The organism is Pseudocitrobacter cyperus (assembly GCF_039889165.1).
Classification (GTDB): domain Bacteria; phylum Pseudomonadota; class Gammaproteobacteria; order Enterobacterales; family Enterobacteriaceae; genus Pseudocitrobacter; species Pseudocitrobacter cyperus.
Map to the genome: position 1 here is coordinate 1,079,702 of NZ_JAYMYY010000001.1, position 20,945 is coordinate 1,100,646.

The 20,945-nt window shown below is 54.8% G+C and carries 15 protein-coding genes; 5 read left to right on the plus strand and 10 right to left on the minus strand.

Annotation, left to right across the window (positions count from 1 at the left end):
• Nucleotides 1-2 precede the first annotated feature (2 nt).
• Entirely contained in the window at nt 3-467 is a 465-nt protein-coding gene (locus VSR74_RS05275) for a PTS sugar transporter subunit IIA (RefSeq protein ID WP_347793739.1), read from the plus strand.
• 63 nt (nt 468-530) lie between these two features.
• On the opposite strand, the gene VSR74_RS05280 is transcribed toward VSR74_RS05275, so the two are convergent.
• Entirely contained in the window at nt 531-1,124 is a 594-nt protein-coding gene (locus VSR74_RS05280; RefSeq protein ID WP_347793740.1) for an NAD(P)H oxidoreductase, read from the minus strand.
• Nucleotides 1,125-1,223: 99 nt separating this feature from the next.
• Here VSR74_RS05280 and VSR74_RS05285 point away from each other — a divergent pair, with 99 nt between their 5' ends.
• Nucleotides 1,224-2,162: a LysR family transcriptional regulator gene (locus tag VSR74_RS05285; protein ID WP_347793741.1), complete on the plus strand. Its 939-nt coding sequence runs from the start codon at nt 1,224-1,226 to the stop codon at nt 2,160-2,162.
• On the opposite strand, the gene VSR74_RS05290 is transcribed toward VSR74_RS05285, so the two are convergent.
• The 9 genes from VSR74_RS05290 to lrp form a co-directional block, all read right to left on the minus strand.
• Nucleotides 2,135-3,283 (minus strand): MFS transporter, encoded by a 1,149-nt coding sequence (locus VSR74_RS05290; protein WP_347793742.1) that lies wholly within the window; start codon nt 3,281-3,283, stop codon nt 2,135-2,137. The two genes, VSR74_RS05285 and VSR74_RS05290, sit on opposite strands and share 28 nt — an antisense overlap.
• A 275-nt stretch (nt 3,284-3,558) precedes the next feature.
• A complete protein-coding gene (locus VSR74_RS05295) occupies nt 3,559-4,422 on the minus strand; it encodes a dimethyl sulfoxide reductase anchor subunit family protein (RefSeq protein WP_347793743.1) in 864 nt (287 codons plus the stop codon).
• A 1-nt stretch (nt 4,423) separates the two neighbouring features.
• Nucleotides 4,424-5,041, minus strand: coding sequence for a dimethylsulfoxide reductase iron-sulfur subunit DmsB (dmsB, locus tag VSR74_RS05300; RefSeq protein WP_015965110.1), 618 nt, complete (start codon nt 5,039-5,041; stop codon nt 4,424-4,426).
• Between the two features lie 10 nt (nt 5,042-5,051).
• Nucleotides 5,052-7,496, minus strand: coding sequence for a dimethylsulfoxide reductase subunit A (dmsA, locus tag VSR74_RS05305; RefSeq protein WP_347793744.1), 2,445 nt, complete (start codon nt 7,494-7,496; stop codon nt 5,052-5,054).
• 200 nt (nt 7,497-7,696) lie between these two features.
• Nucleotides 7,697-8,989 (minus strand): serine--tRNA ligase, encoded by a 1,293-nt coding sequence (gene serS / locus VSR74_RS05310; RefSeq protein ID WP_347793745.1) that lies wholly within the window; start codon nt 8,987-8,989, stop codon nt 7,697-7,699.
• A 91-nt stretch (nt 8,990-9,080) separates the two neighbouring features.
• Nucleotides 9,081-10,424 (minus strand): replication-associated recombination protein RarA, encoded by a 1,344-nt coding sequence (gene rarA / locus VSR74_RS05315; protein ID WP_347793746.1) that lies wholly within the window; start codon nt 10,422-10,424, stop codon nt 9,081-9,083.
• Nucleotides 10,425-10,433: 9 nt separating this feature from the next.
• The gene (gene lolA / locus VSR74_RS05320; protein WP_347793747.1) at nt 10,434-11,045 is read right to left on the minus strand and encodes an outer membrane lipoprotein chaperone LolA; all 612 of its coding nucleotides are present in this window, start codon (nt 11,043-11,045) and stop codon (nt 10,434-10,436) included.
• 121 nt (nt 11,046-11,166) lie between these two features.
• Nucleotides 11,167-15,186: a DNA translocase FtsK gene (gene ftsK / locus VSR74_RS05325; RefSeq protein ID WP_347793748.1), complete on the minus strand. Its 4,020-nt coding sequence runs from the start codon at nt 15,184-15,186 to the stop codon at nt 11,167-11,169.
• Nucleotides 15,187-15,306: 120 nt separating this feature from the next.
• Nucleotides 15,307-15,801 carry a leucine-responsive transcriptional regulator Lrp gene (lrp, locus tag VSR74_RS05330; protein WP_000228469.1) on the minus strand — a complete coding sequence of 165 codons (495 nt, stop codon included), beginning with the start codon at nt 15,799-15,801 and terminating at the stop codon, nt 15,307-15,309.
• 549 nt (nt 15,802-16,350) lie between these two features.
• Between lrp and trxB the strand changes: the two genes are divergently transcribed.
• The 3 genes from trxB to cydC all read left to right on the plus strand — a co-directional run bounded on the left by trxB (nt 16,351) and on the right by cydC (nt 20,923).
• On the plus strand, nt 16,351-17,319 hold the full coding sequence (gene trxB, locus VSR74_RS05335) for a thioredoxin-disulfide reductase (protein ID WP_347793749.1): 969 nt from the start codon (nt 16,351-16,353) through the stop codon (nt 17,317-17,319).
• Between the two features lie 115 nt (nt 17,320-17,434).
• Nucleotides 17,435-19,201 carry a heme ABC transporter permease/ATP-binding protein CydD gene (gene cydD / locus VSR74_RS05340; protein WP_347793750.1) on the plus strand — a complete coding sequence of 589 codons (1,767 nt, stop codon included), beginning with the start codon at nt 17,435-17,437 and terminating at the stop codon, nt 19,199-19,201.
• Entirely contained in the window at nt 19,202-20,923 is a 1,722-nt protein-coding gene (gene cydC, locus VSR74_RS05345) for a heme ABC transporter ATP-binding protein/permease CydC (RefSeq protein WP_347793751.1), read from the plus strand. It begins immediately after the preceding gene.
• The last annotated feature ends 22 nt before the right edge of the window (nt 20,924-20,945 follow it).

The following is a 20,945-nucleotide window of genomic DNA, read 5'->3' on the forward strand; positions in this document are numbered from 1 at the left end:
CTATGGATAACCCTTTCTTTAGCGCTTATCAGCACATAAATCATCCGATTGACTGGAAGCACGCCATCAAACTGGCCTGTTTTCCGTTAGAACAACAAGGGAAAGTGTCTGCTGGCTACGCTGGCGCGATCATTCAGGCAACAGAGGAAAACGGCCCGTGGTATATTCTTAGCCCCGAATTTGCGCTTCCACACGCCCGTCCTGAAGAAGGCGTCCTCAGCCAGCAAAGTTGCTTATCGCTATTGTGCTGCAGCGAGAAAATTGAATTTCCTGGTCATCCGGATGTTCGATTTATCATTGTGCTGGCTGCCGCGAACAGCCAGCAACATATCCTCATGATCCAACGGTTAGTGAGTTGGTTAGATGAACGCGATCGTTTACATCAGTTGAGTCATATTCACCATCAGGATGAACTCTCTAAACTCGTCACATCGATGTCGTGGCCAGTTACTGACGTGACGACTTAATGGCTATGCCAACAATATAACCCATCCACCAAACCCGCACGTGGTGCGGGTTTGGCTGGCGACTTACAGCGTTTTTACCATCTCACGCGATTGTGTAAACAGCGCTTGATAGTGCTCTTCGCGATTATCAATGTCTTCCTCCACGCCAATCGTGTTGTACAAATAAGTCACATCCACATCAGTCACGCCGAGATAACCTGCAACATTGATCAAATAATCACTCATATTTTTACGCCAACCGTAAAGCTCAAACTTATCTTCCGCACCGCCCACTAACGCGACCCAGCGAATTTTTTTAAAAGGCAAGGCGCCTCCCTCACCATAGACCAGGCCATTATTCCATACCCGATCGATATACCCTTTCAATATTGCAGGGAAGCTATACCACCAGACCGGGAACACAATGACCGCCGTATCATGTCCCTGCATCTGCGCAAAGAGTTTATGCACTTCCGGGGCATAAGTCTTATGCGGGTTGGCCCAGTCCGGTTCATCCTGCATGCGCAATACCGGATCGAAATCCATACGATAAAGATCGAGCGTATCAACCGTAATCTGCTGATCTTCCGCCTGCTGCTGAATTTCCTTTACCACCTGCGCAGTGAGAGAATCACGGCGAGGGTGCGCCCAAATCAAATAGATATTTTTGGTTTCCATTGTTACCTCAGCTATATGGGATTTGCCAGCCACTTTACTGAGGTGAGATAATTCTGTGAATTTGATTATTCAGCATGGGTTAGTGAGGGATTTTCATCAATGAAAGCCAATATCGCCGATTTCGCCACCTTTCTTGCTGTTGCCCGTCATCAAAGTTTTCGCGGCGCGGCGGATGCATTGGGTCTATCGCCTTCCGCCATTAGTCACGCCATTAAACAACTGGAACAGAGACTAAAAATCCGTTTATTCAACCGCACGACACGGAGCGTTGCGCTAACGGAAGCGGGACGCAGTCTCTATGAACGACTTCGACCCGCTTTTGAAGATATCCAGACCATGCTGGATGAAGTAAATAACTTCCGTGAAACGCCGTCAGGAACTCTGCGTTTTAACGCGGCTCGCATCGCGGCACGCGTTTTTCTAATGCCGCTGCTTACAAAATTCACCCGTCGTTATCCTGACATAAAGATTGAAGTCTCTTCGGACGATCGCCTGGTTGATATTGTGGCTGAGGGATTTGACGCCGGGATTCGACTGGGCGCCATTGTCGAACAGGATATGATTGCTGTCCCCATTGGCCCACCTATTCGCTTAACGGTCGTCGCGACACCCGCGCATTTCGCTCGTTTTGGTCGGCCTGAGCATCCGCGTGATTTGTTGCAACACCCCTGCGTTGTCTTCCGTTATCCCAGCGGCAGGCCCTATCACTGGGAGTTTCATGGGCCAGAGGGTCAACTGGATGTTGCCACAACAGGAAATATCACCGTTGATGACATTGATGCCGAACTGGATGCCGTGTTAATGGGTGCAGGTGTTGGCTACCTGTTGAACGAACAAGTGGATGAACATCTCAAAAGCGGAAGGCTGGAATCGGTGCTGGAAGAGTGGCTGCCCGCCCGGCCGGGCTTCCAGCTTTACTACCCGAACAGGCACTATATGTCCTGTGGGCTTCGGGCATTTCTCGACTTTATTAAACAGCCCGATAATGATGAGATTAACGGGCCGAATAATCAGGCATGCGCCACCGGCGTCGGATGATGCCCGGCTTTGCGCAGCAACATAAGAAGATAAATAAACGACACACAAGCGATCATCACAAACAGCAGGTTGTCGGAGTAGTTCTGCATCAGCATCGCCGTCAGCGTTGGGCCAAGCAGGCTACCGATGGTATAGCTCAACAACAGCGCCTGGTTCATTGACACCAGTTGGTGATGTTCAACTTTCTCACAGGCCCATGCCATCGCGACCGGGTAGAGCGTAAACCCGGATGCGCCGAGGATAAACAACGCAGGCGCCATCGCCGCGTGACTCAGCATCGCCAGGCAGCCGAGGATCACCACAAAGACCTGAACGCGAAGAACTAACAGGCGACCATAACGGTCGGCCAGTCGCCCGACTGGCCACTGACCAACGATACCCGCACTCACCATCACCGCCATCCAGAAACCAATGCCGGAATCGCTAACGCCCTGGTGGTTGAGATAGAGCGGCATCAGGCCATAAAGCGACCCCAGAACAATCCCGGAAATGATGCAACCGTTAACGCCCAGACGCGCCTGGCGCAGCGAGAACATCGACCAGACACGCGTTGAGGTATGGGATTCATCCTGCTGATTATTAATACGGGCAAACAGCATCGGCAGTATCGCTGCCAACACCAGGCCCGTCATTACCGGTAAAACGGTCACCAGGTCTGTTGGCAGTTTGCTGACCATCAACTGGCCGAGTACGGTACCGACGTAGTAGACCATCATATACGCCGCCAGCAAGCGACCACGATTGCGTGACGTTCCGCTACACATCAGCGCACTTTCTACCACCACCCAAATCATGGCGCAGCCGACGCCCGCGACAAAGCGCCAGAACATCCAGCTCCAGAAACCGACCATCACCCCTAACCCCACGCAGCCAGCGGCGAAAATAGCCGACGCGATGTAGTAGCTACGGTTAAACCCCATGCGTTGAATTAAACGCCCGGTCAGCAGTGTTCCCACCAGGTTACCGGTGAAATAGGAGGAGCCAACCATCCCAACCTGCCAGGTCGGAAGGTTTTCATGGGCGAGCCAGAGCGGGACGAGCGTATTTAATACGGCAATCGCCAGCGTCAGCAGAAGTAAGCCACAGAGCAGTAACTGCACCGGGCGAGTGTAGGTGGACATGGGTATAAACCGTGAGGGTGATCAGATTTCGAGCGCATCATGCCACGGCCATTTTTAAAGTCAATCGCCCGGATGGCGGGGGCTGCGGGGTTTTCAGGCCAACGATTGATGTTTCTTATCCAGCGAAGCGCAAACTAATTCACGCCAATTATCATTCTATTGTTTTTATTGGCTAATTGCCGGAACATGCCGGAAGGATTGGTCGAAAAATTTCATGGTAAAAAGCATAAAAAAGCCAGGGCGGTATACCCTGGCTTTCAGAAACAAACATCGACTTAACTGGCTATCGCCATTCCAACGGTCATATGCAGGCCGTAGAAAACGCCACGACCAATTAGCTCACCGGCAATAACCAGAACGACCGCAATACTCAGCAGCGGCAGTGCAGGCTGGTAGCCGCGCAACTGCGGAGCCACCCAGCATGCCAGCGCCAACGCAATCAGCACCACACGCCAGGCCATCAACGAGCCATAATCCGGCACCAGCGCCGATGCCTGCTGGATAGAACTGTGGATCGTTGCCAGCTCAGCGCCCTGCATCAATGCAACCACCACGCTCACCACCAGCGCCACGATGCTGATAGCAGGCAGCAGACGCATCGCCCAGCCGCTAACATCCGCCGCGCGCAGCAGCAGGTAGCCCAACAGCGGCCCGCCGATGAACAGCGTCAGGAAGAAGCTCATCGGTGTCCAGACACTGTACCAGGTCGGCACGGTATCAATGCTGTTATACACGCGCGCCATCATCCAGACGAATATGACGCCCAGCACGGCAGTGAGGATCAGCCATAAGCCACGCAGCGCAGGAGACAGTTTTTTTGCCATCGCCAGCAGCCAGCCCAGGCCGCCCACCGCAAAGAAGATTGCGCCACTGGCAATTTCATTACTCAGCGCAGAAGAACCCACACGGTTGAGTGAGTTAAACGCACGCATCGGAGAGCCCAGGTGCAGCGTCGAGGCGATAAAGGCGATCCCCATCAGTACCCACAGGGCAAGCATCCCGGTAATTATGCGTTGCTGTGCGTTGGGACGTAAATCGCCCTTCAGCAGCGCCAGCGCCAGCACAATGAATGCTCCCACGACACACTGACCAAAGACCGTGAAGATCATCAACGGCCATTCATGCCATCCACTTCCCATCTCACACCTCCTTCGGATTGGCTAAATAGCCGGTGGTGTCGCCGGTTGGGCGACTGTTGGCATTCGGCTTAATGACGATGCTCGGTTTGGTAAAATGCGCGGACGGCAGCGGTGCAACGGCGGCAAGGTTGCCGTGTTTTTTACGCAGTTCGTCAATCGGGCCGAAATCAAGCGCGCGCAGCGGGCAGGACTCAACACAGATAGGCTTTTTACCGTCAGCCACGCGATCGTGGCAGCCGTCGCACTTAGTCATATGCCCCTTCGCCGCATTGTACTGCGGCGCGCCGTAAGGACAGGCCATATGGCAGTAGCGGCAACCGATACAGACGTCTTCGTCCACTACCACAAAACCATCTTCGCGTTTATGCATCGCACCGCTCGGACAGACCTTGGTACAGGCCGGGTCTTCACAGTGGTTGCACGAAATAGAGAGGTAATAGGCAAAGACATTCTGATGCCAGACGCCATTATCTTCCTGCCAGTCGCCACCCGCGTATTCATAGATACGACGGAAGCTGACATCCGGCCCCAAATCTTTGTAGTCTTTACACGCCAGCTCGCAGGTTTTGCAGCCGGTGCAACGACTCGAATCAATATAAAAACCATATTGGGTTGTCATCGATTACTCCTTACACCCTTTCAACCTGAACGAGATTTGTATGTGACGGATTACCCTTCGCCAGCGGCGACGGTCGCTGCGTCGTCAGAACGTTGATACAACCCGCCTGATCCACACGTTTAGCATCCGGGTCATACCATGCCCCTTCGCCCAGTGCGACAACGCCCGGCATCATACGCGGCGTCACTTTCGCCTCGATGTGCACTTCGCCACGGTCGTTAAAGATGCGCACACGATCGCCGTTGGCGATACCGCGTTTCTGCGCATCCAGTGGGTTGATCCACATCTCCTGACGGCAGGCCGCTTTCAATACTTCTACGTTGCCATAGGTGGAGTGAACACGGGATTTATAGTGGAAGCCGGTCAACTGTAACGGGAATTTTTCCGCCAGCGGATCGTTATAGTTCTCGAATCCCGGGGTGTAAATTGGCAGCGGATCGATAACATCCCCTTCTGCCAGCTCCCAGGTCGCGGCAATTTTCGCCAGTTCCTGAGAGTAAATCTCAATTTTACCCGATGGCGTGGTCAGCGGATTCGCCTGCGGATCTTCACGGAACGCTTTATAGGCGACGTGATGGCCTTGCGGATCGCGCTGTTTGAAAATGCCCTGTTTGCGGAAGGTATCGAAATCCGGCAGCTCAGGAATCGCTTTACGCGACTGCTCGTACAGATGGCGCATCCACTCTTCCTGGTTGCGGCCTTCAGTAAACTGCTGCTCGACCCCCATCCGTTTGGCAATCTCACTCGTCATGTCATAGATGGTTTTACACTCAAAGCGCGGTTTGATGGCCTGATCGGCAAAGATCACATACGACATATTGCCGCAGGAGGCATCCAGCGCGAAGTCCATCTGCTCAGAGGCGGTGCAATCCGGCAGAATAATATCGGCATATTTCGCTGAAGAGGTCATATGGCAGTCGATCACCACAATCAGCTCGCACTTTTTGTCATCCTGGAGAATGTCATGGGTACGGTTAATCTCTGAATGCTGGTTGATCAAGCAGTTACCTGCGTAGTTCCAGATCATTTTGATCGGCACATCGAGCTTATCTTTCCCGCGCACACCATCACGCAGCGCCGTCATCTCCGGGCCACGCTCAATCGCGTCAGTCCACATAAACATGGAGATGCTGGTTTCAATCGGGTTTTCCAGCGTCGGCATGCGTACAAACGGCAGGGAATATGAACCTTCGCGCGCGCCACTGTTGCCGCCGTGGATACCTACATTGCCCGTCAGAATGGAGAGCATGGAAATGGCACGAGTCGCAATTTCACCGTTCGCATGACGCTGCGGCCCCCAGCCCTGGGAGATAAACGCTGGCTTAGCGGTGGCGATTTCACGCGCCAGCTTCACAATGCGTTCAACCGGAATACCGGTAATCGAGGCGGCCCATTCCGGCGTTTTCGCCACGCCGTCATTACCCTGGCCGAGAATATAGGCTTTATAGTGGCCATTTGCTGGCGCACCTTCCGGCAGCGTTTTCTCGTCGTAGCCAACACAATATTTATCCAGGAACGGTTGATCGACCAGATTTTCGTTGATCATCACCCACGCCAGCGCAGAAACCAGCGCGCCATCGGTACCCGGACGGATGGGGATCCATTCATCTTCACGCCCCGCACCGGTATCGGTATAGCGAGGGTCGACGATGATCATGCGCGCATTCGATTTCTGTCGCGCCTGTTCGAGATAATATGTTACCCCGCCGCCGCTCATGCGCGTCTCGCCCGGGTTATTCCCGAACAGGACAACCAGTTGGCTGTTTTCAATGTCGGATGGGCTATTACCGTCTGCCCAGCCGCCGTATGTATAGTTCAGACCTTCAGCAATCTGTGCGGATGAGTAATCACCATAATGGTTCAGATAGCCGCCGCAGCAATTCATCAAACGCGCAACCAGGGTATTTCCTGGCGGCCAGGAGCGCGTCATCGTGCCCCCCAGCGTACCGGTACCATAGTTGAGGTAAATAGATTCGTTACCGTAGTCTTTGATCAAGCGCTGCATGTTGTTAGCGATGGTGTCAAACGCCTCTTCCCAGCTAATGCGCTCAAATTTCCCTTCACCGCGTTTCCCCACGCGTTTCATCGGGTATTTTAAACGATCCGGGTTATAGACACGGCGACGCATGGATCGCCCACGCAGACACGCGCGAACCTGATGTAAACCATCGTAGTTATCATCACCGGTATTATCGGTTTCGACGTATTTGATCTCACCGTCCACGACATGCATACGCAACGGGCAACGGCTGCCACAGTTAACGGTACATGCACTCCATGCGATACGCTCAGCGGCATTCTTCGGCGCTAACGCATCAGCGGCGCTTACCATTCGGCTGAACGGGAGCGTGAAGGCACTGCTGGCCATTGCCAGGCCGCCGATTGCCGTGGTTTTCATTAAACCACGACGGCTGACCTCGGCTGCCAGCAAGGCATCGGGGGTCTTAATTTTCATGGATACTCACTTCGTTGCTCACATTGAAAACAAAATCGATATATAGAAATTTATATAGCGATATTATGAAATTTTAGTTTTATATGCTGCTTGTTACTTCGGAGGGAGTATTTATCTTTTGAATGGAAGAGGTATTGTTCAGTGTCAATGATGGGTATAAAAAAAGCGCCCGAAGGCGCTTTTTACATAAGAAGTATCGATTAACCGATAAATTCCAGGCCGTTCATGTATGGGCGCAGAACTTCCGGCACCTCAATACGACCATCAGCCTGCTGGTAGTTTTCCAGCACCGCAACCAGTGTACGACCCACTGCCAGGCCGGAGCCGTTCAGAGTATGCACAAGGCGGGTTTTCTTATCCGATTTGCTACGGCAACGCGCCTGCATACGACGCGCCTGGAAATCCCAGACGTTGGAGCAGGAGGAGATCTCACGGTAGGTATTCTGCGCCGGAACCCATACTTCCAGGTCATAGGTTTTGCAGGCGCCAAAGCCCATATCCCCTGTGCACAGGATGATTTTGCGGTAAGGAAGACCCAGCAATTGCAGCACTTTCTCTGCATGACCAGTCATCTCTTCCAGCGCCGCCATGGAATCTTCCGGGCGAACAACCTGCACCATCTCAACTTTATCGAACTGGTGCATACGGATCAGACCACGCGTGTCACGACCATAAGAACCCGCTTCTGAACGGAAGCATGGCGTGTGTGCGGTCATTTTGATCGGCAGGTCGTCTTCGTCGATGATTTCATCGCGTACCAGGTTGGTCAGCGGCACTTCTGCCGTTGGGATCAGCGCATAGTTGCTGCTGTCGGCTTCTTCTTCCAGCGGACGCGTGTGGAACAGGTCGCCGGCAAATTTCGGCAATTGACCCGTACCGTACAGCGTGTCCTGGTTTACCAGATACGGCACATAGTTCTCGCTGTAACCGTGCTGTTCGGTGTGCAGATCCAGCATGAACTGCGACAACGCACGGTGCATACGCGCGATTTGGCCTTTCATCACCACAAAGCGGGAGCCCGTCAATTTAACGGCCGCAGCGAAATCGAGTCCGCTGTGCATTTCGCCCAGCGTTACGTGGTCGCGAACCTCAAAATCAAACTCACGCGGTGTTCCCCAGCGGCTGACTTCAACGTTGTCGTTTTCGTCTTTACCAACCGGCACGTCATCGTGCGGGATGTTCGGGATGGTCAGTGCGATATCGCGGATTTCCGCCAGCAGCACGTCCAGCTCGGATTTTGCGGCATCAAGCTGCTCACCGAGTTTGTTCACTTCCAGGCGTAATGGCTCGATATCTTCCCCGCGCGCTTTCGCCTGGCCAATGGATTTCGATCGCGAGTTACGCTCCGCCTGCAGATTTTCGGTTTCTACCTGCAGTACTTTACGACGCTCTTCAAGAGCGCGAAGTTTATCTACATCCAGCTTAAAGCCCCGGCGTGCCAGTTTTTCTGCGACTGCGTCTGGCTCGGTACGCAGCAGATTGGGATCGAGCATGCTTATCCTGTGCTTATCGAATTATAAAAGGGAATGCAACCGCAGCCTGCGGTTGCAAAGATACATTGCCAACATTACCGCAACGCCTGCGCTAGCGGTAGCGTTTTGTGCGGCTATTTTGATCCTGTTCAGCGAGCCAGGCGAGCTTTTCGCCAATCTTGCCTTCGAGGCCACGGTTAGTTGGACGATAATAGCGCGTTTGTGCCATTTCAGCCGGGAAATACTCCTCACCCGCGGCATACGCATTCGGTTCATCATGGGCGTAGCGATACTCTTGCCCATAGCCCATCTCTTTCATCAACTTAGTTGGCGCATTACGCAGATGAACCGGGACGTCGTAGTCCGGACGCTCACGCGCATCGGCCATTGCCGCTTTAAAGGCGGTATAGACAGCATTGCTTTTTGGCGCACAGGCCAGGTACACAATCGCCTGCGCAATCGCGCGCTCACCTTCCGCCGGGCCGACGCGAGTGAAGCAATCCCATGCGGAGATAGCGACCTGCATGGCGCGCGGATCGGCATTACCCACATCTTCAGAGGCAATAGCCAGACAGCGCCGGGCGACATAAAGCGGATCGCCGCCCGCAGAGATGATCCGCGCATACCAGTAAAGCGCCGCATCCGGTGCGCTACCGCGTACCGATTTATGCAGCGCGGAAATCAAATCGTAAAAGCGATCGCCTTTATTATCAAAACGCGCGCTGCGCTCACCGGCGATTTCAGTCAACAGTTCAGACTTCAGGGTACGCTTGCCGGAGTCGTCCACCTCAGCCATATCGGCCATCATCTCAAGCGTATTCAGGGCTCGCCGCGCATCGCCGTTAACCAGTTCAGCAATCGCCCGGCGTGTGTCATCAGGCAAAACGATATCCTGACCACCGTAGCCGCGGGTTTTATCTTCCATCGCCTGACTCAGCACCTGCTCAATATCCTCGGTCGTGAGCGATTTCAGCAGATAAACTCGCGCCCGTGAAAGCAGTGCGGAATTGAGTTCAAACGACGGGTTTTCGGTCGTGGCGCCGATAAAGGTGATAGTGCCGTCTTCAATATGCGGCAGGAAAGCATCCTGCTGGCTTTTGTTGAAACGGTGTACTTCATCCACGAACAGAATGGTGCGGCGACCGGCATTACGGTTCTGCCTGGCGCGTTCGATCGCTTCGCGGATCTCTTTTACCCCGGAAGTGACGGCAGAAATGCGTTCCACATCGGCGCTGGCGTAACGAGCAATCACTTCAGCGAGCGTGGTTTTGCCCGTCCCCGGCGGCCCCCATAAAATCATGGAGTGCAAGTGCCCCGCTTCGATGGCGCGCGGCAGCGGCTTGCCTGCGGCCAGCAGATGTTGCTGGCCGATATACTGCGCTAAATTTTCTGGCCGCATGCGAGCGGCCAGAGGTTGAAAGGTATTATCTGAAAAGTCGAGCGACATGTTGCTCACGACTTACCTCTACTTACGTTGATCATCCACCGTCACCCCGGCAGGCGGCGTAAAGGTAAACTTAGACGCATCTACCGCGCCATTTTGCTGCGATTTCAACTGATAGCTACTGCGCTGGTCGTCCTGCTCAATCGCACTGAACTGATGGATGGTGCCGTCACGGCCAACGTTGATGGTGAACTGTTTCAGGTTGCCGTTGCTGCCTTTCGGGGTCAGCATGAAGTCATCACCGCTTTGCTTAATGTTGTACTGCGCCCAATCGCTGGACTGGTTACGGGCAATCAGCATAAACGGCGTATTGCCTGTCGCATCGCTCAGACGTGTCGCAGTCGCCTGCTCAACAAACGGGTTATAGAACCACAGGGTTTTACCGTCAGACACCAGGATGCTTTCATCCGGCTGCGTCATGTGCCAGTTAAACAGGTTCGGGCGTTTCACCCACAGATCGCCCTGACCTTCCTGTACCGCATTGCCGCTACCGTCAGTCACTTTCTGGGTGAAGCTGGCATGGAAGCTACTTACTTTGTCCAGACGACTCTTCAGGTCGCCGGCAGCATCTGCCCAGACGCTACTGACAACAAAGCTGGAAAGTAATGCACACGTGATTGCTGCCTTTTTCATCGTTAATCCTTAATAGCATCATGCTCCCGACGGGGAGTCTTCTGCCGCTCACTTTAGGCCTAAGCCCGGCGAGGCGACAGAAGAAAATACTGAATTTTGACTAATTTACCTGGTTTTACGATCACTCAAACGGTGGTGGCGCAAGCACTTCGCGGTTGCCGTTGTGCCCCTGCTCACTCACGATCCCCTGAGCTTCCATCTGTTCGATGATGCGCGCCGCACGGTTATAACCAATACGGAACTGGCGCTGCACGCCGGAGATCGACGCTTTACGTTTTTGTGTCACAAAGTTCACAGCCTGATCGAATAACGGATCGAGTTCTTCGCCGCCGTCCAGGCCGCCACCGCCACCTTCGCTTTCGCTGTCGGAGGTAATGCCGTCGATATACTGCGGACGACCTCGCGCTTTCCAGTCCTGTACCACGGCATGAACTTCTTCATCGCGAACAAACGCGCCATGCACACGCACTGGCGTGCTGGAGTTCGGGCCGGAGTAGAGCATATCCCCCATTCCCAGCAGCGATTCAGCACCGCCTTGATCAAGAATGGTACGGGAGTCAATTTTACTCGACACGGTAAACGCGATACGCGTCGGAATGTTTGCTTTAATCAGACCGGTGATGACATCGACTGATGGACGCTGCGTCGCCAGAACCAGGTGGATACCTGCAGCACGCGCTTTCTGCGCCAGACGCGCGATCAGCTCTTCCACTTTTTTACCGACCGTCATCATCAGGTCAGCAAATTCGTCTACCAGCACAACGATATACGGCAGTTTTTCCAGCACCGGATGCGTGGCATCCATGCTGTCGCCCGGTTTCCAGTATGGGTCAGGAATCGGGCGCCCCATGCGTTTCGCTTCGGCGATTTTCTCGTTGTAGCCTGCCAGGTTACGCACACCCAGCGCTGACATCAGCTTGTAGCGACGCTCCATCTCGTTGACGCTCCAGCGCAGGGCATTGGCGGCGTCTTTCATGTCGGTGACCACTTCCGTTAACAGATGCGGAATCCCTTCATAAACGGAAAGCTCCAGCATTTTCGGGTCAATCATGATGAAACGCACATCTTCAGGCTGCGCTTTGTAGAGCATGCTGAGGATCATGGCGTTAACCCCGACAGACTTACCGGAGCCAGTGGTACCGGCAACCAGCAGGTGCGGCATTTTCGCCAGGTCAGCGACCACCGGATCGCCGGCAATATCTTTACCCAGCACCACGGAAAGCGGTGACGGGTTATCGCGGAATTTAACGCAATCAAGCACTTCCCGCAGGTAGACGGTTTGACGTTTTTTGTTCGGCAGTTCCAGGCCCACATAAGGTTTACCCGGAATAACTTCCACCACACGCACAGCGACGGTCGAGAGCGAGCGGGCAAGGTCGCGCGACAGGTTAGAGATACGCGCCGCTTTTACCCCCGGAGCCAGATTCAGCTCAAAGCGGGTGATAACCGGCCCTGGGGAGTAGTTCACCACATCCGCTTTGATGCGGAAATCAGCCAGACGGGCTTCAACCAGACGCGCCATTTGCTCCAGCGCGAAGGTATCAACCGGCTCGACTTCCGTCGGCGGCGGCGTCAACAGATCTAATGACGGCAGCGGTGTCGTCGGCTTGAGCGCCGGACGATCGTCTCCGTTACGCATCAGCAGTGGGTGAATCAGGCTCTCTTTCGGCTGCGCAGCCGCTTGCTGCGGCTGATACGCTTGTTGATGCTGAGGCGCCTGTTGCACCGGCGGCTGCTGGTATTGTGGCTGTTGTACCTGCGGCTGATATGCCTGTTGATGCTGCGGTGCCTGTTGCACCGGCGGCTGCTGGTATTGCGGCTGCTGTACCTGCGGCTGATATGCCTGTTGATGCTGCGGCGGCTGTTGCACCGGCGGCTGCTGGTATTGCGGCTGCTGTACCTGCGGCTGATATGCCTGTTGATGCTGCGGCGGCTGTTGCACCGGCGGCTGCTGGTATTGCGGCTGCGGCTCCGGCGTTACGCTCGGCGTGAACAGCGGGGCTTTCGGGGTGTCATCAACCAGCGCTTTGGTGGGCGAAAAATCGAAGTCATCCAGCGAGAATGGATGCGCGCCTTCGGGCTGCTCGCTGGCATAACGCGATTGCTGGCTGGCGGCGAACTGGCGCGCCAGCTCCGCTTCCGCAGCATCATCCGCGTCGTCTTCATCGTTTCCGATATCCGCATCAACGCCATATCGCTGCTGTTGGGTCGCAGCAAACTGGCGCGCTAACGCATCCTGTTGCAGTGCATCGGCTTCGTCGTCGGTCAGGTTATCGATATGGCCATCGTGTTGATCGCGTTCGGCGTCACGAGCCCGTTCTTCAGCCATACGCTGGGATGGCAACTTAATGCCATAAGAGGCCAGTTCACGGCGGGTAGGTACGCGCACACGGTTAGGCGGCGGCAGTTTAGGGCCGATGCCCTCTTTCACCTGCGGACGCGGGCCATCAACCGGGCTAAAGAGCGGCGCGGTGGCAGCCACTGTCCCCGCAGCAGCCGCAACGGTAGACGATGCCTCTTTTACACTTGCGGCAATCGGCGCTACGGCAGGCGTCGGATCGGCGGCTGGCGTGACTGCCGGGGTGATATGCTGTTCCACCGGAGCCAGAGGCTCAGGAATCGGTTGATACCAGGCTGCCAGTTGTTCACGCTCACGCGCGCGTTTTTCTTCCACTTCTTCAAAATAGTAAAGTGGCGGACGCTGATGCGGTTTCGGCTCTTCTTCCGCTATCGGCTCGGCATGAACAGGCTCTGAGTAAGGTTGCTGATGAGCGATTTCCGCCGGGTATGGCTGTTGAAGCGGTTCTTCGAATGCCGGCTCCTGCACATATTGCTGCGGCTGTTGATACGGCTGTTCAGGCTGATACTGCTGCGGTTGTTGATAGGCCGGTTCAGGCTGTTGCGGCTGCGTATAAGCCGGTTCCGGCTCATACGCCTGATACTGCTGCGGTTGTGCCGGTGGCCAGCCTTCTGGTGCAGGCGCAATGGTCGGTTCAACCGGATTCGCGGCGGAAACGGTTTGCCACTCAACCCCCGGTTGTGCAACGCCATCGACCGCGGTCGGCGCTGTCGTTACCGGGTCAGCAGGCGCCGCCCAGGCCTGGGTTGCCGTTGTTGCGGCAGCAGCAGCGGCAACAGGTTCAGCTACAGAATGGCCGTTCAGCAGCGGATCGTATTCATCGAACTCGCTACGTACCGCGCTGGAGCCAGAAAAGAGTACGTCATCGGCATCAGGGCGTAACGCCGTACTGCCTGAAAACAGCACATCATCAGGATCGGCCTGAACGCCACGGGCGCTGTACTGTACAGCGTCTTCCGGGTCATCCATGCGCCTGCCCGAGAAAAGCGCAGCATCGGTCTTGCGCCCCATCGGGTTAGAGAATTTTTCTGCAATGCGCTGGCGACGCGCCAGAGCGCCACGCAGAATGCGCGCGCGACGTGATTCACGCGATGCAACAGGGGCATCGTCTTCATATTCATCGTCATCTTCGTACTCTTCTTCGTCCACCCAGGTGTCATCCCGGCGTGTGCGATTGCTGGCGAAGGTGAGAATATTGAGGATCCAGCTACCCAGTTTTTCGGCAATGCTGACCCAGGACCAGCCCGTGAACAGAGTTAAACCCGCGGCCCAAATGCACAACAGTGCAATAGTACCGCCACTGCTGTGCAGCATCGGTTGAAGTGCCGTACTCAGGAGGCTACCAATGACGCCGCCGGAGGCAAAGTACCAGATATCATCTGCGTTGATCGCCGCCAGACCACAGGCAGTGAGGATCATCGCTAATACGCCAATCAGGCGCAGCGAGACGGCAAAATAGTCGATGTATTCGTCGCTGGCGCGATGTCGCCAGGCAAACCAGCAGCCGCCGACAATAATCACCGGAATGGTGTAAGCCATCACGCCGAAAATGAAGAACAGCGTATCAGCCAGCCACGCGCCGGATGCACCGCACAGATTATGGATAGGTTCATGCCAGGCTGTTTGCGACCAACTGGGATCGGAAGGATTGAAGCTCAGTAGTGCCGCCATCAACCAGATGGCAAAAAGGGAACATAAGAGAAGCAACGCCTCAAAGAGTCGGCGTCCACTGCTCAGTTTTGTCAGTTTGACTTCTTTGTCTTCTGTGTATTCCTGGCTCAAGAAAGGCTCTCCAGGTGCCAAATGCTAAAACGGACAACAGCGCCGGGTCTCCCCGGCACTGTTGCTGTATGGATTAACAGGAGTGTAATCAAACTGAGCTGATTTTGCACCTGTTCCGTATTAGCGAGTCTTAATTACCAGACGATTACTCTGCTTAACTTCTTCCATAACAACATAGGTACGGGTGTCGTTTACGCCTGGCAGGCGCAGCAGGGTTTCGCCCAGGAGTTTACGGTATGCCGACATATCCGGTACGCGGGTTTTCAACAAATAGTCGAAATCACCGGAAACCAGATGACACTCTTGAATTTCTTCAAGTTTTTGTACAGCGGCGTTAAATTGCTCAAACACATCCGGCGCGCCACGATTCAGAGTAATCTCAACAAAGACCAGCAGTGAAGCATCCAGATAATGCGGGTTCAACAGTGCAGTATAGCCCTGAATGAAGCCCTGTCGCTCCAGTCGACGCACACGCTCAAGGCACGGCGTCGGAGAAAGCCCTACTCGTTTTGAAAGCTCGACGTTGGAAATACGCCCATCTTTTTGCAGTTCGTTCAGAATATTACGATCGATGCGGTCGAGATCTTTGCCGGGGCGTTTCTTACTATCTACCATTATTATTGTCTCTCTGTATTCCTTCCCTACTCCTGTCTTGACTCTGTGCACTTCACTGTTCAGAGCCTGAACCCGTTGCCCATGCGTCGTTTATTCATCTACGCCGCATAACCCAGGGGTACGTGTATGAGAAGCCCGGTGCCGCAAGGCGACCGCAGACATCACGTATGATGTCTGTCCACACCATACGTAGATTTCAGCAAACCGGGTAAAAATGGTGTTTCAGTGCATGAAAATTCGTAACACTGCCAACACTGCTTTTCTTCTTCCTTGAATGTTTTCGCAAAAGCACAGGGGATTGTCAAAGCAAAACATCTTTTTTTAGTACAACATGCCGGATATTCATCATCACTACCGTCATATTCATAGTAAATCGTCTTATAATTGCGCGCTTCACAACAGGAATAGTTATATTCGCGGGTGATAAAATCCCCTATTCATCGGCGGTTGCTATTGCACATATCGTTAACAAAATCGTTCTGCCCTTTTTTTACGACAACAAATTCCCTACAATCCTGCCCAATGTCTGCCAACAATTATGGGGATCTCATGGGCACGGCCAAACACAGTAAACTGCTTATCCTTGGTTCTGGACCTGCGGGATACACCGCAGCGGTCTACGCCGCACGCGCAAACCTGCATCCGGTTCTGATTACCGGCATGGAAAAAGGCGGTCAACTGACCACCACCACTGAAGTGGAAAACTGGCCTGGCGATCCAAACGACCTGACCGGGCCGCTGCTGATGGAACGTATGCACGAGCATGCGACAAAATTTGAGACCGAAATTGTTTTCGATCACATCACCCGCGTCGATTTACAGAATCGTCCCTTCCGCCTCATCGGCGACAGCGGCGAATACACCTGCGATGCATTAATCATCGCAACAGGCGCATCCGCACGTTACCTGGGGCTGCCTTCAGAAGAGGCGTTTAAAGGCCGCGGCGTTTCAGCTTGCGCGACCTGTGACGGTTTCTTCTATCGCAACCAGAAAGTCGCGGTCATCGGCGGCGGTAACACGGCGGTTGAAGAAGCGCTTTATCTGTCTAACATTGCGGCTGAAGTGCATCTTATCCACCGTCGTGACAGCTTCCGCGCGGAAAAAATCCTTATCAAACGCCTGATGGATAAAGTGGAAAGTGGCAACATCGTGCTGCACACCCATCGCACGCTGGAAGAAGTGACTGGCGATCAAATGGGCGTCAGTGGTCTGCGTCTGCGTGACACGCAGAACAGCGATAACGTTGAATCACTGGACGTCGCGGGCCTGTTCGTGGCTATCGGCCACAGCCCGAATACCGCTATTTTCGAAGGTCAGTTAGCACTTGAAAACGGCTATATCAAAGTGCAGTCAGGTATTCACGGTAACGCCACGCAAACCAGCATCCCTGGCGTGTTCGCCGCAGGCGACGTGATGGATCACATCTACCGTCAGGCGATCACCTCTGCGGGTACCGGCTGTATGGCTGCGCTGGATGCCGAGCGTTATCTCGACGGTTTGGCTGACGCATGTAAATAATCTTTACAAGTCAGTAACAAAGGTAAATAAGGCGACTATAAGTCGCCTTTATTTTTGCCGCGATGTAACATTGCCGTGCCTAAAAATTCTCATTACAGCACCTGCGAAGCACGCAATGAATAAAAGCCGTCAACAAGAACTCACCCGCTGGTTAAAACAGCAAAGTTTGATCTCCCGTCGCTGGTTGATGATCTCCCGCCTGCTGGGCTTTGTCAGCGGTGTGTTAATCATCGCGCAAGCCTGGCTTCTGGCCCGCATCCTGCACCATATGATCATGGAAAATATCCCGCGCGAGGCATTACTGCTGCCCTTTGTGCTGCTGGTGCTGGTCTTTATTCTGCGCGCATGGGTGGTGTGGTTACGCGAACGCGTGGGTTTCCACGCGGGTCAGCATATTCGTTTTGAGATACGCAAACAGGTGCTCGACCGCCTGCAACAAGCCGGCCCGGCCTGGATCCAGGGTAAGCCCGCGGGGAGTTGGGCGACGCTGATCCTTGAACAGATTGACGATATGCATGACTACTATGCGCGTTACCTGCCGCAGATGGCGCTGGCCGTTTGCGTACCGCTGCTGATTGTGATCGCCATCTTCCCGTCCAACTGGGCGGCGGCGTTGATTCTGCTCTTTACCGCTCCACTCATTCCGCTGTTTATGGCGCTGGTGGGCATGGGCGCCGCGGACGCCAACCGCCGCAACTTCCTGGCGCTGGCACGTCTGAGCGGCCATTTCCTTGACCGCCTGCGCGGTATGGAAACGCTGCGTATTTTTGGCCGCGGCGCAGCCGAAACAGAAAGTATTCGTGAAGCTTCAGAGGATTTCCGCCAGCGCACCATGGAAGTGCTACGCATGGCGTTCCTCTCCTCTGGCGTTTTAGAGTTCTTTACCTCCCTCTCCATCGCCCTTGTCGCCGTCTATTTTGGCTTCTCCTACCTTGGTGAACTCAATTTTGGCAGCTACGGCATGGCCGTGACGCTCTCCTCCGGTTTTCTGGCGCTGATCCTCGCGCCGGAATTTTTCCAGCCGCTGCGTGATTTAGGTACTTTTTATCATGCCAAAGCGCAAGCCGTTGGCGCAGCGGACAGTTTAAAAACATTTATGGAGACCCCGCTGGCGCACCCGGAACAGGGTGAGCGGGAAATCAACGATAAAGAGCCCGTCACCCTTACCGCGCAGGATCTCTTTATCACCTCACCGGAAGGCAAGATTCTCGCCGGGCCGCTGAATTTCAGCATGCAGGCCGGGCAACGGGTGGTGATGGTCGGCCAGAGCGGCTCGGGTAAAAGTTCGCTGCTGAACACGCTGGCAGGTTTTCTGCCTTATACCGGTTCGTTGCAGGTCAACGGTGTAGAGCTTAGCCAACTTCAGGCTGAGAGCTGGCGGCGCATGATTAGCTGGGTCGGGCAGAACCCACAGCTTCCGGCAACGACGCTGCGCGATAACGTGTTGCTTGCCGATCCACAAGCCAGTGAACAGCAGTTGCAGGCCGCGCTGGATAACGCCTGGGTAAGCGAGTTTTTACCGCAGCTTCCGCAGGGAATCGATACGGTTGTCGGTGATCAGGCCGCTCGTCTCTCCGTTGGACAAGCGCAGCGTGTTGCCGTTGCCCGTGCGCTGCTCGTCCCCTGCCGGTTATTGCTGCTTGATGAGCCGACAGCCAGCCTGGATGCCCACAGCGAACAGCGCGTGATGCAGGCGCTCACCCGCGCCTCGGTACAACAAACAACACTGATGGTCACCCATCAACTGGAAGAGATTACCGACTGGGATGCCATCTGGGTGATGGATAACGGTCAGATTGTCGAGCAAGGCAGCTATCAGCAACTGGCCGCCGCGCAGGGGCCATTCGCGCGCCTGCTTGCCAACCGTCAGGAGGAGATTTAAATGCGCGCGTTATTACCCTACCTGGCATTGTATAAACGTCACAAATGGTTGCTGACACTTGGCATAGTGCTGGCAATTGTTACTCTGCTGGCAAGCATCGGGCTTCTGACGCTCTCAGGCTGGTTCTTATCGGCTTCGGCGGTCGTCGGCGTGGCAGGCATATACAGCTTTAACTATATGCTGCCCGCGGCCGGCGTGCGCGGGTCGGCGATTATTCGCACTGCCGGGCGTTACTTCGAGCGCCTGGTCAGCCATGATGCCACCTTCCGCGTGTTACAGCACCTGCGCGTGTTCACGTTCAGCAAACTCCTCCCCCTCTCCCCTGCCGGGTTAGCGCGTTTTCGCCAGGGCGAGTTACTTAACCGAATGGTCGCGGACGTCGATACGCTGGATCACCTCTACCTGCGCGTCATTTCACCGTTAGTCGGTGCCCTGGTGATCATTCTGGTCGTTACCTTTGGCCTCAGTTTCCTGGATGGTATGCTGGCGTTGACGCTCGGCGGCATTATGCTACTGACGCTGTTACTGCTGCCGCCGCTGTTTTATCGAGCCGGGAGACCTACCGGCGAGCAGTTAACGCAACTGCGTGGGCGCTATCGCCAACAACTTACCCGCTGGTTGCAGGGGCAGGCCGAGCTGACGATTTTTAACGCCAGCACACGCTACCGTGAGCAGATGGAACAGACGGAAGTAAACTGGCATGACGCCCAGCGTCGTCAGTCAGAGTTAACGGCACTTTCTCAGGCGCTGATGCTGCTGATTGGCGGCTTCGCCGTCATCGCCATGCTCTGGCTGGCCGCGGGTGGCGTGGGCGGCAATACTCAGCCTGGCGCGCTGATTGCGCTATTTGTTTTCTGTGCGCTCGCAGCCTTCGAAGCGCTGGCCCCGGTGACGGGTGCGTTCCAGCATCTCGGCCAGGTAATTGCCTCGGCATTGCGCCTGACGCAGGTTATCGAACAAAAACCGGAAGTAGAGTTCTCGCAGACGCCATCTCTCGTCCCGGAACAGGTCGCGTTGCGTTTCGAGCAGGTTGCCTTCAGCTACCCTGAACAGACGCAAATGGCGCTGAACGACATTACCTTACAGATTCATGCTGGCGAACATATCGCGATACTGGGGCGCACAGGCTGCGGTAAATCGACGCTGCTTCAGCTTATCACTCGCGCGTGGGATCCACAGCAGGGGGTGATCCTGCTTAACGGCCAGCCACTCCGCGAGATGGCTGAACCCACACTGCGCCGCACCATGAGCGTCGTGCCGCAGCGTGTTCACCTCTTCAGCGCCACGCTACGCGATAACCTGCTGCTGGCCTGCCCTGAAGCGACTGACGACGCGCTGAGCAGCGTTCTGCAAAAAACCGGGCTCGGCAAACTGCTGGAAGATGGCGGGCTCAACAGTTGGTTAGGTGAAGGCGGACGCCAGCTCTCCGGCGGCGAACTTCGTCGTCTGGCCATTGCCCGGGCGTTGTTGCACGATGCGCCTCTGATGCTACTGGATGAACCCACCGAAGGGCTCGATGCCACGACGGAGAGCCAGATCCTCGATTTGCTGGCCGATTTAATGCGTAATAAAACCCTGTTGATGGTCACGCATCGCCTACGCGGGCTGGCGCGTTTTAATCGCATTATTGTGATGGACAACGGGCAAATTATTGAGCAAGGTAATCATGCAGAATTGCTGTCGCAACAAGGTCGCTATTATCAGTTTAAGCAGCGTCTGTAAGCTATTATTTAGCGATCCGTCT